At 71.0% G+C, this 14,846-nt stretch carries 16 protein-coding genes and 3 tRNA genes; 6 read left to right on the forward strand and 13 right to left on the reverse strand.

Translation table 11 applies throughout. From position 1 onward, the window contains the following. Nucleotides 1-72: 72 nt before the first annotated feature. A tRNA-Phe gene (locus NP095_RS01535) sits at nt 73-149 on the reverse strand. 165 nt (nt 150-314) lie between these two features. Between NP095_RS01535 and NP095_RS01540 the strand changes: the two genes are divergently transcribed. Continuing rightward, nucleotides 315-1,028, forward strand: coding sequence for a hemerythrin domain-containing protein (locus tag NP095_RS01540; protein WP_232417832.1), 714 nt, complete (start codon nt 315-317; stop codon nt 1,026-1,028). Between the two features lie 55 nt (nt 1,029-1,083). Here the strand turns inward: NP095_RS01540 and NP095_RS01545 are convergent. The 6 genes from NP095_RS01545 to NP095_RS01570 all read right to left on the reverse strand — a co-directional run bounded on the left by NP095_RS01545 (nt 1,084) and on the right by NP095_RS01570 (nt 4,177). Then, nucleotides 1,084-1,160 (reverse strand) — tRNA-Asp (locus NP095_RS01545). Nucleotides 1,161-1,230: 70 nt separating this feature from the next. Further along, nucleotides 1,231-2,097: a tRNA glutamyl-Q(34) synthetase GluQRS gene (gluQRS, locus tag NP095_RS01550; protein ID WP_232417830.1), complete on the reverse strand. Its 867-nt coding sequence runs from the start codon at nt 2,095-2,097 to the stop codon at nt 1,231-1,233. Between the two features lie 23 nt (nt 2,098-2,120). Then, nucleotides 2,121-2,855 carry an MBL fold metallo-hydrolase gene (locus tag NP095_RS01555; protein ID WP_232417828.1) on the reverse strand — a complete coding sequence of 245 codons (735 nt, stop codon included), beginning with the start codon at nt 2,853-2,855 and terminating at the stop codon, nt 2,121-2,123. Between the two features lie 82 nt (nt 2,856-2,937). After that, on the reverse strand, nt 2,938-3,408 hold the full coding sequence (locus NP095_RS01560; RefSeq protein ID WP_232417826.1) for a nitroreductase/quinone reductase family protein: 471 nt from the start codon (nt 3,406-3,408) through the stop codon (nt 2,938-2,940). A gap of 61 nt (nt 3,409-3,469) precedes the next feature. After that, entirely contained in the window at nt 3,470-4,060 is a 591-nt protein-coding gene (locus NP095_RS01565) for a hypothetical protein (RefSeq protein ID WP_232417818.1), read from the reverse strand. A 41-nt stretch (nt 4,061-4,101) separates the two neighbouring features. After that, nucleotides 4,102-4,177 (reverse strand) — tRNA-Glu (locus tag NP095_RS01570). Nucleotides 4,178-4,259: 82 nt separating this feature from the next. On the opposite strand from NP095_RS01570, the gene NP095_RS01575 reads away from it, so the two are divergent. Genes NP095_RS01575 through NP095_RS01595 form a run of 5 tightly spaced genes read left to right on the forward strand, consistent with a single transcriptional unit; the run spans nt 4,260 to nt 8,714 of the window. Continuing rightward, complete coding sequence (locus tag NP095_RS01575) at nt 4,260-4,610, forward strand: metallopeptidase family protein (protein WP_232417815.1); 351 nt, start codon at nt 4,260-4,262, stop codon at nt 4,608-4,610. Next, on the forward strand, nt 4,603-5,262 hold the full coding sequence (locus NP095_RS01580) for a pirin family protein (protein WP_232417814.1): 660 nt from the start codon (nt 4,603-4,605) through the stop codon (nt 5,260-5,262). Before NP095_RS01575 ends, NP095_RS01580 begins: the two co-directional genes overlap by 8 nt. 52 nt (nt 5,263-5,314) lie before the next feature. Then, nucleotides 5,315-6,643: an FAD-binding oxidoreductase gene (locus NP095_RS01585; RefSeq protein ID WP_232417812.1), complete on the forward strand. Its 1,329-nt coding sequence runs from the start codon at nt 5,315-5,317 to the stop codon at nt 6,641-6,643. Beyond that, entirely contained in the window at nt 6,640-7,926 is a 1,287-nt protein-coding gene (locus NP095_RS01590) for a class I SAM-dependent methyltransferase (RefSeq protein WP_232417810.1), read from the forward strand. Before NP095_RS01585 ends, NP095_RS01590 begins: the two co-directional genes overlap by 4 nt. Further along, nucleotides 7,926-8,714: an exodeoxyribonuclease III gene (locus NP095_RS01595; protein ID WP_232417808.1), complete on the forward strand. Its 789-nt coding sequence runs from the start codon at nt 7,926-7,928 to the stop codon at nt 8,712-8,714. Before NP095_RS01590 ends, NP095_RS01595 begins: the two co-directional genes overlap by 1 nt. Before the next feature lie 3 nt (nt 8,715-8,717). On the opposite strand, the gene mnhG is transcribed toward NP095_RS01595, so the two are convergent. Genes mnhG through NP095_RS01625 form a run of 6 tightly spaced genes read right to left on the reverse strand, consistent with a single transcriptional unit; the run spans nt 8,718 to nt 14,795 of the window. Further along, a complete protein-coding gene (gene mnhG / locus NP095_RS01600) occupies nt 8,718-9,047 on the reverse strand; it encodes a monovalent cation/H(+) antiporter subunit G (protein ID WP_232417802.1) in 330 nt (109 codons plus the stop codon). Next, nucleotides 9,044-9,316 carry a monovalent cation/H+ antiporter complex subunit F gene (locus tag NP095_RS01605; RefSeq protein ID WP_232417800.1) on the reverse strand — a complete coding sequence of 91 codons (273 nt, stop codon included), beginning with the start codon at nt 9,314-9,316 and terminating at the stop codon, nt 9,044-9,046. Before NP095_RS01605 ends, mnhG begins: the two co-directional genes overlap by 4 nt. Further along, a complete protein-coding gene (locus NP095_RS01610) occupies nt 9,313-9,870 on the reverse strand; it encodes a Na+/H+ antiporter subunit E (protein ID WP_232417795.1) in 558 nt (185 codons plus the stop codon). Before NP095_RS01610 ends, NP095_RS01605 begins: the two co-directional genes overlap by 4 nt. Beyond that, complete coding sequence (locus tag NP095_RS01615) at nt 9,863-11,476, reverse strand: Na+/H+ antiporter subunit D (protein WP_232417793.1); 1,614 nt, start codon at nt 11,474-11,476, stop codon at nt 9,863-9,865. The genes NP095_RS01610 and NP095_RS01615 overlap by 8 nt, the downstream gene beginning before the upstream one ends. Next, nucleotides 11,473-11,934: a Na(+)/H(+) antiporter subunit C gene (locus NP095_RS01620; protein ID WP_232417791.1), complete on the reverse strand. Its 462-nt coding sequence runs from the start codon at nt 11,932-11,934 to the stop codon at nt 11,473-11,475. The genes NP095_RS01615 and NP095_RS01620 overlap by 4 nt, the downstream gene beginning before the upstream one ends. After that, nucleotides 11,931-14,795, reverse strand: coding sequence for a Na+/H+ antiporter subunit A (locus NP095_RS01625; RefSeq protein WP_232417789.1), 2,865 nt, complete (start codon nt 14,793-14,795; stop codon nt 11,931-11,933). The genes NP095_RS01620 and NP095_RS01625 overlap by 4 nt, the downstream gene beginning before the upstream one ends. Between the last annotated feature and the right edge of the window lie 51 nt (nt 14,796-14,846).

A 14,846-nucleotide genomic window follows, 5' to 3' on the forward strand; every position in this document is an offset into this window, starting at 1 on the left:
TTGGCGAAATGAGCGTGGGCGAAAAGTGCCCGGGAAAGCGAGAATCCCCGGCACGGAGCCGGGGATCTCAGGTGGTGGCCAGGGCCGGGGTCGAACCGGCGACCTTCCGCTTTTCAGGCGGACGCTCGTACCAACTGAGCTACCTGGCCGTGCTCTGACGAGCGACGTTCACCCTACCGCACCGGTCGGCGCGGGCCGCAATCGGCCGGTATCAGGGCGGTCGCGGACGCCTCGTGGCACGTGAGCCGCCCGCGGCGCACTCAGGTGCGCGTCGGGCCGCCCGCGAACCTGCGTATCGAGAGAGAGAAGGAACGATGTCCCCCACGCCCCTGCTGTTGCCCGGTCAGGCCGCCTCGCCGCCCGGACCGGCCGACATGACCATGATGTACGTCCTGCACCACGCGTTCCGCCGCGACGTGCAGGACTTCGCCCGGGCCGCGGCGGCGACGCCGCCGGGCGACCGTGCTCGCTGGTCCCGGCTCGGGAGCCGCTGGCAGCTGTTCACGCACGAGCTGCACCAGCACCACACGAAGGAGGACGAGATCCTCTGGCCGCTGCTGCTCGAGCGCGTGCGTGCGGCCGGCGACACCGAGGCCGAGCGGGTGCTGCACGAGATGGAGGCCGAGCACGCCGTCCTCGACCCGTTGCTGGCCGCGGCCTCGGCGGCGTTCGAGCGCCTTTCGGCCGGCGAGGACGACCGCGCGTACGACCTGCTGCGCGACACCCTCGGTGAGCTCGGGACCGTCCTGGGTCACCACCTCGGTCACGAGGAGAGCGCGGCCATCGAGATCCTGCAGCGGTACGTGGGCGGGGACGAGTGGCACGAGCTGGAGCGGACGCGCTTTCGCACGAAGCAGACGCTGGCCGAGGCCCGGTGGTCCGTGCCGTGGGCGCTCAAGGGTCTGCCGGCCGAGGCGGAGCATCGGGTCCTGACGCTGGCGGGTCCGCCGCTGCGGATCATCAACGCCGTGTCCAAGCGCCGTTTCCGGGCCCAGGAGCAGGAGGCGTTCGGCTTCCCCGAGGCGTGACGACGGCCCCGTGAGACGACGAAACCCCGCCCCCTGAGGGGCGGGGTTTCAGCACTGGCGACCCCGACGGGACTCGAACCCGCGACCTCCGCCGTGACAGGGCGGCGCGCTAACCAACTGCGCCACGGGGCCTCATGCTGTGCGGATCAACCGCGACCGCAAGACTACCTGACGCCTTCGGGAGACTCCAAAACGGGGTGGGTCATGGCGTGACGATCCACGGATCCAGGCTGATTTCCCAAGGGTCGAGCTCGCTGAGCAGGGCCTCGGGGGAGCGCGCGCCGACGCCCAGCGACGCACCGATGAGATCCCACGCCTGGGCGGGGGTGAGGTCGCGCAGGGTCACCGCTCCGTCGCGCTTGGCCAGCCGCCGGCCGTCGGCGGTGAGAGCCAGCGGGACGTGCGCGTAGGTCGCGGCGGGCAGGCCCAGCGTGTGAGCGAGGTACGCCTGGGCCGGAGCGGCGTCCAGGAGGTCGGCGCCCCGCACGACCTGGTCGACACCCTGATCGCCGTCGTCCACGACCACCGCGAGGTTGTAGGCGTGGGCGCCGTCCCCGCGCCGCAGCACGAGGTCGTCGACGTGGCCCGTGATCTCGCCGCGCAGCTCGTCGCGGACCGTCCACTCGTCGGCCTCGGCGCGGAGCCTGATCGCCGGAGGGCGCTCGGCGCGCCGGGCCGCCCGCTCGGACTCGGTCAGGTCCCGGCAGGTGCCCGGGTAGGAGCCCGGGGGAGCGTGCGGGGCCCGCACGGCGTCGGCGATCTCACGACGCGTGCAGAAGCACTCGAAGGTCAGCCCGGCGTCCGTCAGGCGAGCCAGTGCGGCGGCGAAGAGGTCGTCACGGTCGGACTGGCGGACGACGGGCGGGTCCCACGTCAGCCCGAGGGCCGCGAGGTCGTCCAGCTGGCTGCGCTCGAACTCGGGTCGTGACCGCTGCCGGTCGAGGTCCTCGACCCGAACCAGGAAGCGCCGATTGCTCGCCCGCGCGAACAGCCAGGCGAGGATCGCGGTGCGCAGGTTCCCCAGGTGCAGGTCACCGGACGGGGAAGGTGCGAATCGGCCGGCGGACACGCCTCGAGCCTAGTGCGGCGGACTCAGGCCACCTCGCTGCGGCGAGCCGACGCGACGGCGCTCGCCGCCCCCTGCGTCCACGGCTCACCGTGGCCCGGGAGGACGAGGCTGGCGTCGGTCGCCGCGATCCGCTCCAGCGAGCGGCGAGCCTGCACAGCGTCCTTGGTGCCCGCGCGGGCGACGATCCGCGGGCCGCGGCGGCCCGTGTACGGATCGAGCGTCACCAGTGCGTCGCCGGTCAGGACCACGTCCAGCGCGGGGATGTGCAGGACGCAGTGCCCGTCCGTGTGACCGGCGGTGGGGACGACCGTGATGCCGTCGGGACTGGACCCGACGCCGAGGGAATCCACCTGTTCGACGCCCTCGACCCGCAGGGCCCCCGCCCTCACCATCCGGGCCAGGATCGGCGCGGCCGCGGGGTACCGCAGCGGGTAGAACAGACGGGGCCGGCCGGGACGGTAGCGGTACGGATGCGCGGCGATGCGGTGATCGCCGGGGTGCACCCAGACGCGGGCGCCGGACTCGCGCCGCGCCTTGGCGGCGAAGCCCAGGTGGTCGAAGTGGGCGTGGGTCAGGACGACGTCGGTCACCTCGTCCGGCGTGCGGCCGAGGGCGGCGAGCGCCTCCTGCGCATAGCGCCAGGTCCGGGGGAACCCGGCGTCGACGAACATGAGCAGGTCGCCCAGCTCGATCAGGTAGCAGTTCGTGTCGGCGTCCTCGATCCGGACGATCCCGGGCTCCAGGTGCTCGATTCCCATGACGACCTCCGTGGCGGCTTGCGGGAGTCGTACCCACGAGATCGCGGGTCATTCCCGGATCGCGCCTCGGAACGCCGGGGGATCAGGGCGCGTCGGTGCGCTCCGTCAGGCGGATGACGGGGATGACGCGGTCGGTCTTCTCGGTGTAGCCGCCGAACTGCGGCGCGGACTCGACGATCGACCGGAGCGCGGCCTCGCGCTCGGCGCCGTGCAGCTGCTCGGCGCGAACCGGGATCTTGCGCGGGCCGATCTCGAGGGTGATCTCGTCGGGGTGGGCGGCGATGTTGTGGAACCACGCGGGGTTGTTCTTCGCGCCGTTGGCGGAGGCGACGATCAGCCAGGATCCGTCCGTGCCGGGGAACCAGCCGACGGGGTTCTCGCGGGGCTGACCGCTCTTGGCGCCGACCGTCGTGAGGACCGCGATCTTCATCGGTCCCAGGGACGCCGACGCCGAGCGCCGGGCACGCCGTGCCATGAACTTGTTCGCCAGTCGGACGAGGGGACCGCCGGTGGACCTGCCGCCGCGCGTTCCGCCGTGGGCCTCGAAGCTCATGTCATCCTCCGTCGTCCGGGCTCACCGCCAACCTACTGACGGCGAGGCCCGGCGGCGAGCGCTACGACTGGCGCTGCAGGTCGGCGGGGGTGCGCAGCCAGCGCCAATAGACCCACGCCGCGATGCCCGAGCCGGAAGAGTTGAGGATCATGTCGGCCATCGTGTCGGCGTAGCCGCGGGAGTGGTGCGTGGACTGCAGTTGGTCCGAGGTCCACTCGCCGATCTCCCACAGGGAGCCGATGCCCAGCCAGGTCAGCCACAGGACGATCGGCAGCAGGAACGCCGGCTCGGCCCGGAACCGGTGCAGCAGCAACCGGGCGATCGCCAGGGTGCTGACCAGCGAGAAGGTGAAGTGCGCGAAGTCGTCGTACCACCAGATGCGGTCGTAGAAGTTCAGGCCCCAGCCGGCGACGGCCCCCAGGATCACGGTCGTCAGACCGGTCATCACCAGCGGGTCCCGCAGCGCCTGCCACAGCAGAACACAGCCCATCACCGCAGCGGCCATCGTGACCCGGGTGAAGTGGTCCGACGCCGTGATCCCCACGACCACAGCGCTGAGCATGGTGACCACGGTGAAGAGCAGGGCTGCCCAGTGCAGACGGGGCTGCTGCTCCGCCAGGTCGGACACGGACGGGACGATCGGCTGGGGCATGGGTGAGAGCAGGGTTCTGGTCGGGGACGGGGCGGTGCCGGTGGTACCCCCTACGGGATTCGAACCCGCGCTACCGCCTTGAAAGGGCGGCGTCCTAGGCCGCTAGACGAAGGGGGCCGGACAACCCGTCCAGCATAGGGCACGGCGCACCGACGCTCGGCACACGCTCGCGCGGTGGGGCCGCCCCTAGACTCATGACGTGATCGACGTCGACCCGGACCGGTTCGAGGAGCTGGTGACCGCCGCCCTGGCCGACGTCCCCGCCGAGCTGGCCGATCGACTCGACAACGTGGTGCTGTTCATTGAGGACGACGCCCCGCCGGAGGACCCGCACCTGCTGGGGCTCTACGACGGGATCCCGCTCACCGAGCGCGACTCCACGTACGCCGGCGTCGTCCCCGACCGCATCTTCGTCTACCGCAATCCCACCCTCGCGATCTGCGACACCGAGGAGGACGTGGTCGAGGAGGTTCGCATCACGGTCGTACACGAGATCGCCCACTTCTTCGGGATCGACGACGCCCGCCTGCACGAACTGGGCTATGCCTGAGTCACGCGTTCTGCGCCGCGCGGCAGACAGATTTCACACCGTCGCGAGCGGCACCGAGACGTTCCACTCCTTCTCGTACGGGCGGCACTACGACCCCGACAACGTGGGCTTCGGGCCGGTGATCGCGATCAACGAGGAGCGCATCGCGCCGGGGGCGGGGTACGACGAGCACCACCACGCCGACGCCGAGATCGTCACGTGGGTCCTCGACGGCGTGCTCGGCCACGAGGACTCCACCGGTCACTGCGGCGAGGTCCGCCCGGGCGTCGCACAGCGCCTCAGCGCCGGCGCGGGCGTCACCCACGCCGAGCGCAACGGCAGCGACGTGGAACCGCTGCGATTCGTGCAGATGATGCTCCGCAGCACGAACTGGGACGAGCCCGAGTACGCCCAGGCGGCGGTCCCCGACGGGCCCGGCCTGCACGAGACCGTGCCGGTCCACGCCGACGCCCGGCTGCTCGTGGCGCGCCCTGGACCCGACGCGTCCGTCGAGCTCGAGGTGGAGCACGGAGCGCTCCTGCACGTGACCCGTGGACCCGTCTCGATCGACGACACGACGCTCGGCGCCGGGGACGAGATGCACGTCACCGGACCCGATCGGCTCCGGCTCACGGGACGGGACGGCGAAGTCTTCGTGTGGCTGTTCAGGTGATTTCGGGTTTAGCCTGCGAAGTATGCAGGGGTGGACACAGCACGAAGGCGCCGTGGCCGCCCTTCGCACGTCCTGGGACGCCATCGGTCCGGGGCAGCCGGTCCGGCTGGCCAAGAAGACCTCGAACCTCTTCCGTCCCCGCAGCCCGGCGGCGGGTCCCGGGCTCGACGTCTCGGGTCTGGACGGCGTCATCGCGATCGACCCGGTCGCCCGCACCGCCGACGTCCAGGGGATGTGCACCTACGAGCGGCTGGTCGACGAGACTCTCGCCCACGGCCTGATCCCCAGCGTCGTGCCGCAGTTGCGCACGATCACGTTGGGCGGCGCGGTCACCGGCCTGGGCATCGAGTCCACGTCGCTGCGGCTGGGGTTGCCGCACGAGGCGGTGCTCGAGATGGACGTGCTGACGGGCTCGGGTGAGATCGTCACCGCCACGCCCGACAACGAGCACGCCGAGCTGTTCGCCGCGTTCCCCAACTCCTACGGCAGCCTCGGGTACGCCGTCCGGCTCCGGATCGAGCTGCAGCCCGCGCCCCGTCAGGTCCGGCTGCGTCACGTGCGCTTCGCCGGGGCCGCCGACGTCACGAAGGCGCTGGCCGAGATCGCCGACGCCGGCAGCTGGGACGGTGTGCCGGTGGACGCCGTGGACGGCACCGCGTTTAGCCCCGACGAGATCTACCTGACCCTGGCGCACTTCACCGACACCGACCTGCCGACCAGCGACTACACCGGCCAGGACGTCTACTACCGCTCGATCCAGCAGCGCCATGAGGACGTGCTGACGATCCACGACTACCTGTGGCGCTGGGACACCGACTGGTTCTGGTGCTCGGGCGCGTTCGGCGCCCAGAACCCGGCCGTGCGCCGCGTGTGGCCCAGGCGGTGGCGCCGCAGCGACGTCTACCACCGGCTCGTCGCCCTCGACGGCAAGGTCGGCGTCAGCCGCGTCCTCGACCGCATCAAGCACATCCCGGCGCGTGAGCGGGTCATCCAGGACATCGAGGTGCCCCTGGACCGGCTGGAGGACTTCCTCACCTGGTTCGACCGCGAGGTGGGCATGCGTCCGGTGTGGCTGTGCCCGCTGCGGACGCGCCGTGCCTGGCCGACCTACCCGCTGACGCCCGGCGACGTCTACGTCAACGTCGGCTTCTGGGGCACGGTCGTGGTCCCGGCCGGCTCCGAGCCCGGCGCGGTGAACCGCAAGGTCGAGACCGAGGTCCACCGCTTGGGCGGACACAAGTCCCTCTACTCCGAGGCGTTCTACGACCGCGAGACGTTCGGCGCCCTCTACGACACCGCGGGGTTGGACCGGGTCCGGTCCACGTACGACCCCGACTCGCGGTTGAAAACCCTCTACGACAAGGTGGTGAGGAACTCATGAGCATCGTTCCCGAGACTCGGTTGACGATCGGCGAAGCGCTGGACCGGCTCCTGCGCGACGAGGTCCCCGTCCGCCTCGAGGCCTTCGACGGCAGCGTGCTGGGCCCGGAGGACTCGCCCGTCCGCCTGCGCCTGCTCAACGAGCGCGGCCTGTCGTACCTCATGACCGCCCCGGGCGACCTCGGGTTCGCCCGGGCATACGTCTCCGGCGACCTGCAGATCGAGGGCGTCCATCCCGGCGACCCCTACGAGCTGATGAAGGTCGTCATGAGCCGGCTGCGGTTCCGGGTGCCCCCGGCCACCGAGATGGTGCAGATCGTCCGGAGCCTGGGCTTCGGCAACCTCAAGCCGCCCGCGCCGCCGGCCGAGGAGCACGCGCCCCGGTGGCGACGCGCTCTGGAGGGCCTGCGGCACACCAAGGGCCGCGACGCCGACGTGATCCAGCACCACTACGACGTCTCCAACCGCTTCTACGAGCTGGTGCTGGGCCCGTCGATGACCTACACGTGCGCCGTGTTCCCCAAGCCGGACGCCACCTTGGAGGAGGCGCAGGCCGAGAAGTACGACCTCGTGTGCCGCAAGCTCGACCTCAAGCCCGGCGACCGCCTGCTCGACATGGGCTGCGGCTGGGGCGGCATGGTCCGACACGCGGCGCGGCACTACGGCGTGCGCGGCATCGGGGTCACCCTCTCGCAGCAGCAGGCGCAGTGGGCCCAGGCCGAGATCGAGCGCGAGGGCCTGTCCGACCTGGCCGAGGTCCGATTCAGCGACTACCGCGACGTGAGCGAGACCGGGTTCGACGCGATCAGCTCGATCGGCCTGACCGAGCACATCGGGGTCCGCAACTACGGGGACTACTTCGCCTTCGCCCGGAGCAGGGTCAAGGTCGGTGGGCGCATGCTCAACCACTGCATCACGCGCCCTGACAACAAGGGCCGGGCCTCGGCCGGGCAGTTCATCGACCGGTACGTCTTCCCCGACGGCGAGCTCACGGGCGTGGGCACGATCGTCGTCGCGATGCAGGACGCCGGCTTCGAGGTGCGCCACCTGGAGGACCTGCGGGAGCACTATGGGATGACACTGGCAGGCTGGTGTCAGAATCTGGTGGACCACTGGGACGAGGCGCTGGACGAGGTCTCCCTCGGCCGTGCCAAGGTCTGGGGCCTGTACATGGCCGGGTCCCGCCTGGCCTTCGAACGAAATGAGATCCAGTTGCACCACGTCCTGGGCGTGAACACCTCTGCCGACGGCGATGCCGACTACCCCCTGCGAGTCGACTTCTGATGCGCATTGCGACGTGGAACGTCAACTCCATCCGCAGCCGGGTCGACCGGGTGGCCTCCTGGCTCGAGCGCAACGACGTCGACGTCCTGGCGATCCAGGAGACGAAGTGCCGCGAGGACCAGTTCCCCGCCGCGAAGCTCGCGGACCTGGGATATGAGTACGCGCACGCCGGGATCAACCAGTGGAACGGTGTCGCGATCCTGTCGCGCGTCGGCCTGGAGGACGTCGAGCGCTCGTTCGGCGTCGATCAGCCGATGTTCGAGGACGTGCTCGAGCCGCGCGCGATCGGGGCGACCTGCGGCGGCGTCCGGATGTGGAGCCTCTACGTGCCCAACGGGCGCGATCTCGAGCACGGGCACTACCAGTACAAGCTCGAGTGGCTGGCGCGCCTGCGCGACTCGGCCGAGCAGTGGCTCGCGAAGGACCCCGAGACGCCGATCGCGCTGACCGGCGACTGGAACATCGCGCCGCAGGACGACGACGTCTGGGACATGGCCGTCTTCGAGGGCAAGACCCACGTCTCGGCGCCGGAGCGCGCCGCGTTCCAGGCCGTCGTCGACGCGGGCTTCGCCGACGTCGTCCGGCCGCACACGCCGGGTCCGGGCGTCTACACGTACTGGGACTACACGCAGCTGAGCTTCCCGAAGAAGAAGGGCATGCGCATCGACTTCGTGCTCGGCTCCCCGGCGCTCGCCGAGCGCGTCACCGGGGCGTGGATCGACCGCGAGGAGCGCAAGGGCAAGGGCGCCAGCGACCACGCGCCCGTGGTCGTCGACCTGGCCGACTGAGGCTCAGTCGCCCTCGTCGACGACGAGGGCCTCGCGGTCGACCTGGCCGGTGCGGAAGGTGGCGCGCGCGACCATGTGCGCCGAGACCGGCGCCGTCATCAGCTGGAACAGCGCGACGACGGCGACCAGGGTGAGGTCGCTCAGGCTGTCGATGCGCAGTGCGAGTCCGGCCAGGATCAGCAACAGGCCGAACGTCTGCGGCTTCGTGGCCGCGTGCATGCGGGTGAGCACGTCCGGGAACCGCACGACGCCGACCGCGGCGACGAACGCGAATCCCGCGCCCAGGACCAGCAGGATCCCGGCCACGACGTCCACGAACTCGCCCCAGCTCATGTCGGGCCTCCCGCCGCCTGCGAGGCCGCGTAGCGGGCGATGCTGACCGAGCCGAGGAAGGCGACCAGGGCCAGCGCGACCAGGATCGGAAGCGTGGTGCCGTGCCGCCCGACCGCGGCCTCGACGCCGATGGCGCCGACGCAGGCGGCCGTGAAGACGTCGGCCGCGACGGTCCGGTCGAGCATGGTGGGGCCGCGCACGATGCGGACCAGGCACAGCAGCCCGGTCAGACCGAGCAGGACCGCGCAGATGATGGCCACGACGGTCATGAGGCATCCTCCCGGAGTCGTCGTTCGCTCTCGCGGACCTCGGCGTCGGTGCCGATGGCCTTGAGCAGCCGGTGTTCCTGCATCCGCGCCTTGTCCCGTGCGGCACGGACGCGCTCGGGGGTGCCGGCGTCCAGGACGTGCAGCCACATGCGCCGGCCCTCGGAGTCGAGCTCGATCAGCAGCGAGCCCGGGACCAGCGAGATCAGCTCGCCCGTCAGGGTCTGGCGCAGCTCGGAGCCGCTGACCAGGTCGATCTGCAGCACCGCGCTGGGCGGCGGCGTCGCCGGGCGGATCGCGAGCCACGCGACGTTGAAGCTCGCCAGGGCCAGGTCGGCGATGAAGCGGCTGAGCAGGACGAGCGTGGCCCACGGGCGGAGCTCGCCGTCGACCGACACGCGCGGGAAGGGGAAGACCATGACCGTGATCGCGCTGACGAGCACTCCGCCGGCGAGGTTGATGGGGGTCACCTCACCCCACAGCAGCAGCCAGACGATCGTCAGCCACCCGATCACCGGGACGTGCCACACGCGCAGCCCGCGCACCCGATCAGCCATCGCCGAGCACCGCCTCGATGTACGGGGTGCGCTCGTGCAGCTCGTCGGCGGCGCGCTCGGCCACCGCGAACATCGGCGCGGCGAAGACGGTGAGCGCGACGGTCACCAGGCCCAGGGCGATCGTGGGCATGGCCATCCGCGCGGGGAGGCGCACACCCTCGGTGTCGTCCTTCCACGTGGTCTCGCGCTGCGTGGCCGTCGAGATGCTGCTGCGGCCGTGCAGCGAGCCACCGAGCACGAGCGGGTCGAACGGGACGGGGGTGTCGTCCTCGGGGTCCTCCAGCGGCTGCCAGAAGGCGCGGTTCCAGATCTTGGCCACCGCGTAGAGCGTCAGCAGGCTCGTCGCGACGGCGGCGCCGACACCGACCAGGACCAGCCAGTCGCCCGCGTCGACGCCGGCCTCGATCAGCGCGAGCTTGCCCAGGAATCCCGAGAACGGCGGGATGCCCGCCAGGTTCATGGCCGGGACGAAGAACATGACGGCCAGCACCGGGGCCTTGCGCGCGAGCCCGCCGAGCCGGTCGAGGTTGGTCGTGCCGGAGCGGTACTCGACCAGCCCCGCCACCAGGAACAGGGTGGTCTGGACGGTGATGTGGTGGACGATGTAGAAGATCGCGCCGGCGATGCCCAGCTCGCTGGCGATCGCGATGCCGAACAGCATGTAGCCGATGTGGCTGACGAGCGTGAAGGACAGCACACGCTTGATGTCGGACTGCGCGACGGCGCCCATGATGCCGACCACCATCGTCAGGATCGCCGCCCACATCAGCAGGGTGCGCAGCTCGTGCGTGGGGAACAGCAGGGTCTGCGTGCGCAGCATCGCGTAGATGCCGACCTTGGTCAGCAGGCCCGCGAACACGGCCGTGACGGGCGCAGGCGCGGTGGGGTAGGAGTCGGGGAGCCAGGCCGAGAGCGGGAAGACTGCGGCCTTCACCGCGAAGGTCAGCAACAGCAGCAGCTGCAGCATCGTGGCCACCGGGTCGGACAGCTCGGGCAGGCGCAGGGCCAGCTGGGCGAAGTTGACCGTGCCCGTCGCGGCGTAGACCGACGCGACCGCGATCAGGAACAGCGCCGACGACGCGAGGCTGACGATGATGTAGATCGTTCCCGAGCGCACCCGTGCCTCGGTGCCGCCCAGCGTGATGAGCACGTACGAGGAGGCCAGCAGGATCTCGAAGCCGACGAACAGGTTGAACAGGTCGGCCGAGAGGAAGGCGTTGGAGACGCCCGCGCTCAGAACCAGGAACGTGGGGTAGAAGACCGACAGCGGAGCGTCGCGGCCGAACTCGACGATGCCCTGACCGATCGAGTACAGCAGCACGCACAGCGTGACGATCGTCGAGATCAGCAGCAGCAGCGAGCTCAGCCGGTCGGCGACCAGGCTGATGCCGATCTCGGCGGGCCACCCGCCGACGTTGAACGCCTGGGGACCGTACTGGTCGGCGCGGAACAGCAGCACGCTGGCCGAGGCCACGACCGCCATGAGGGTGATGATGCTGATCAGCCGCTGGGCCGCGGCGGAGCGACCGAACGCCAGACAGAGTCCCGCGCCGAGCAGCGGCAGGATCACGGGGGCGAGGACCAGCTGGCCCAGCAGGCTCGTCATGCGGGCACCTCGTCCTCGGGCGCGAGCGACGAGTCGCCGGCGTAGCCCTCATCGGGAAGCTCGGTGTCGTCGACCTCGTCGAAGGTGACCGAGACCTCGTCGCGCTCGGCGCGGCGGCGGATCAGGTCGTCCTCGAGGTCGTCCTGGACGTCGTCGGTGCCGGTCAGCTGCCAGGCGCGGTAGGCCAGGGCCAGTCCGAAGCCGGTGGTGCCCAGCGTGATGACGATCGCCGTCAGCGCCATGGCCTGGGGCAAGGGGTCGGCCATCGGGTCGCCCGACAGGCCCAGGATCGGCGCCGCGCCGGCGGGGCCGGAGACGACGAGGAACAGCACGTTGAGGCCGTTGCCGATGAGCACGAAGCCCACCAGGATGCGGGTCAGGCTCCGCTCGAGCACGAGGGTCACGCCGGAGCCGACCATCACCCCGACCACGGCGATCAGCATCAGGTTCGCGGTCACGACGTCACCTCGCTCGTGCTCTGGGCGGCCTCGTCGGCCTCCTCGTCCTCTTCCTCGATCTGGGCGTCGATGCCGCTGCCGAGGCTGCGCAGCACGTCGAGCGCGAGCCCGACGACCACGAGGTAGACACCGATGTCGAAGAACACCGAGGTCACCAGGTGCAGCTCGCCGAGCACGGGGATCTGCACGTCGACGATCGCGCTCTGCAGCACACCGCCGCCGAGCAGGGTCGGCAGCAGGCCCGAGAGGGCCGCGACCGCCAGGCCGAGGCCGAGCACGAAGCCGGCGTCGACCGGAGCGGCGTTGTCGAGCTCCTCGCGCCCGCCGGCCAGGTAGCGGACCATCAGCGCCAGTCCGGCGATGAGGCCGCCGGCGAAGCCGCCGCCGGGGGAGTTGTGGCCCGAGATCATCAGGTAGATCGAGAAGACGATGACGGTGTGGAAGATCAGGCGGGTCACGATCTCGAAGACGATCGAGCGCCGCTGGTCGTGCAGGTTCGCCGCGAGCCAGGCGTTGGAGTCGGGCGCGACGACCCGGCGCGGCCGGATCTGGCGCATCGACCGGTCGGTCAGCAGGAAGATCAGGCTGGCGATGCCGGTCGCGGCGACCACCAGGACGCTCAGCTCACCGATCGTGTCCCAGGCGCGGATGTCGACCAGGGCCACATTGACGATGTTCTTGCCGCCGCCGTACTCGTAGGCGGGCTCGGCCCAGCCGGCCGAGATCGGCGTGGCCGTGCGGGCGTTGGTGGCCACGAAGGCGAAGCCCGAGACCGTCAGACCGACGGCCGTGCCGACGCCGACCCGCCACCAGCGGGCGATGTTGAACGGGCGGTCGCTGAAGAACGGGGGGAGGCGGCGCAGCACCAGCACGAACGTGACCAGCAGGAAGGTCTCGACCAGCACCTGGGTCAGCGCCAGGTCGGGCGCCCCGTGGGCGACGAACAGGATCGACGTGCCGTAGCCCGTCACGCCCAGCAGCAGCACGGCGCGCAGGCGGCGGCGCGAGCGCACGGTCAGGATCGCGGCCGCGGCCATGATCAGGCCCGTGACGATCTGCAGCGGGTTGTCGGCGATGCGCACGTCGGGCGTCTCCCACGCGCGGATGAGCGCGGTGCCCGGGACGACGACCAGGGTGACCAGGATGATGCCCAGGTAGACCGGCAGCGAACCGCGCTGGGTGCGACCGGTGATCTCGACCGCGAGACGGTCCACGCCGCGCATGACGGCCTGGTAGGAGCGCTCGGCGTCGGGCATCGGCAGCCGGTCGACGATCGCGTGCTGTGTCGCGGCGACGGGCCGGCGCCACACGAACAGCGCCAGGCCGGCGACGACCGCGATCGCCGAGAGTCCCAGCGCGGGGGTGAAGCCGTGCCAGAGGGTGAGCATCGCGTGGTGGGCGCCCTCGGGGAACTGGTCGGCGTAGGTGGCGATCCGCGGGGTCAGGGCGGGACCGGCGAAGCCGGCCACCAGGCTCGCCGCGGCCAGGATGCCGGGCACGACGGTGAATCCGGCCGAGAAGGCACGGGGGTGGCAGGGCTCGACACCGGCCTTGTCGGCGAACGCTCCCCAGACGAAGCGCGCCGAGTAGGCGACGGTCAGGATCGAGCCCACGACGATGCCCACGAGCGCGGCCATGCCCCAGCCGGGATGACCGAGGTCCTTGCCGAGGTCGACGAAGGCGGCCAGCGCGGCCTCCTTGGCGGTGAACCCGAACATGACCGGCAGGCCGGCCATGGAGGCGGCGGCCACGATCGTGATGACGAACAGGGCCGGCCGTGCGGCACGCAGACCGGACAGGTCCCGCAGGTCGCGGGTCCCCACCGACCGGTCGATGATGCCGACGACCAGGAACAGGGCCGACTTGAACAGGCCGTGGGCGCACAGCAGCGCCAGCGCGGCGAAGGCGGCCGAGCGGGTGCCGGCGCCGGCGACGGCGACGAGGAAGCCGAGCTGGCTGACCGTGCCGTAGGCCAGCAGCAGCTTGATGTCGTACTGGCGCAGGGCCCGCAGGCCGCCCAGGATCATCGTGGCGATGCCCAGGGACACCAGCACGGGGCGCCAGCCGGGGGTGTCGGCGAAGACGGGCGCCAGCAGGGCCACGAGGTAGACGCCGGCCTTCACCATGGCCGCTGCGTGCAGGTAGGCGCTCACGGGCGTCGGCGCGGCCATCGCGCCGGGCAGCCAGAAGTGGAAGGGCACGAGCGCCGACTTGGACAGGGCGCCCACCAGGATCAGCGCGACGAAGGTCGTCACGGCGGGGCCGGCGGCCGGCGGATCGGCCAGCAGCTCGCTCAGGCGCGGGGTCCCGCTCAGCAGGTGCAGGCCCACGAGGCCCACGAGCATGGCCAGACCGCCGAACGTCGTGACGATGAGGGCGTTCATGGCCGCTCGCCGGTTGGCGCGCCGCTCGGGATTGTGGCCGATCAGCAGGAACGACAGGATCGTCGTGAGCTCCCAGAAGATGTAGAGCAGGTAGACGTTGTCGGACAGGACCAGGCCGAGCATCGCGCCGGCGAAGGCCGTGAGGACGCCGGAGAAGCGCCAGATCTCGGGGTCGTTCGGGCGGAAGTACCAGGTGCAGTACACGAGCACGAGGGCGCCGACCCCGGTCACGAGCAGCGCCACGATGCCGCTGAGCGCGTTCACGCCCAGGTCGAGGTTGAGCCCGATCTGCGGGATCCAGGTCAGGTGCTCGTACGTCGGATCGCCGTCGGTGGCCCGGGCGACGGGACCGAGGAGCCAGACGAATGAGGCTGCTGGGACCAGCGCGAGGACCAGGAAGGCCCGTCTATCCAGCATGCGGACGAGGGCAGGGGCCGCCCCTGCGACGAGAAAGTGCAGGGCGACGAGGAAGACCATGGGTTCGGCCCAACCCTACCGGGTAGCCCCCTGTGAACTGTCCGGCAGGAG

The sequence above is a fragment of the Aeromicrobium duanguangcaii genome (assembly GCF_024508295.1).
Classification (GTDB): domain Bacteria; phylum Actinomycetota; class Actinomycetes; order Propionibacteriales; family Nocardioidaceae; genus Aeromicrobium; species Aeromicrobium duanguangcaii.

Excerpts from the sequence above, each read along its gene's own strand:
- NP095_RS01610 (WP_232417795.1), bottom strand. The coding sequence starts at position 9,870 with ATGGCTGATCGGGTGCGCGGGCTGCGCGTGTGGCACGTCCCGGTGATC.
- NP095_RS01555 (WP_232417828.1), bottom strand. The coding sequence starts at position 2,855 with ATGGGAATCGAGCACCTGGAGCCCGGGATCGTCCGGATCGAGGACGCC.
- NP095_RS01565 (WP_232417818.1), bottom strand. The coding sequence starts at position 4,060 with ATGCCCCAGCCGATCGTCCCGTCCGTGTCCGACCTGGCGGAGCAGCAG.
- mnhG (WP_232417802.1), bottom strand. The coding sequence starts at position 9,047 with ATGAGCTGGGGCGAGTTCGTGGACGTCGTGGCCGGGATCCTGCTGGTC.
- NP095_RS01580 (WP_232417814.1), top strand. The coding sequence starts at position 4,603 with ATGCCTGAGTCACGCGTTCTGCGCCGCGCGGCAGACAGATTTCACACC.
- NP095_RS01615 (WP_232417793.1), bottom strand. The coding sequence starts at position 11,476 with ATGACGAGCCTGCTGGGCCAGCTGGTCCTCGCCCCCGTGATCCTGCCG.
- NP095_RS01595 (WP_232417808.1), top strand. The coding sequence starts at position 7,926 with ATGCGCATTGCGACGTGGAACGTCAACTCCATCCGCAGCCGGGTCGAC.
- NP095_RS01605 (WP_232417800.1), bottom strand. The coding sequence starts at position 9,316 with ATGACCGTCGTGGCCATCATCTGCGCGGTCCTGCTCGGTCTGACCGGG.
- NP095_RS01540 (WP_232417832.1), top strand. The coding sequence starts at position 315 with ATGTCCCCCACGCCCCTGCTGTTGCCCGGTCAGGCCGCCTCGCCGCCC.
- NP095_RS01560 (WP_232417826.1), bottom strand. The coding sequence starts at position 3,408 with ATGAGCTTCGAGGCCCACGGCGGAACGCGCGGCGGCAGGTCCACCGGC.
- NP095_RS01625 (WP_232417789.1), bottom strand. The coding sequence starts at position 14,795 with ATGGTCTTCCTCGTCGCCCTGCACTTTCTCGTCGCAGGGGCGGCCCCT.
- NP095_RS01590 (WP_232417810.1), top strand. The coding sequence starts at position 6,640 with ATGAGCATCGTTCCCGAGACTCGGTTGACGATCGGCGAAGCGCTGGAC.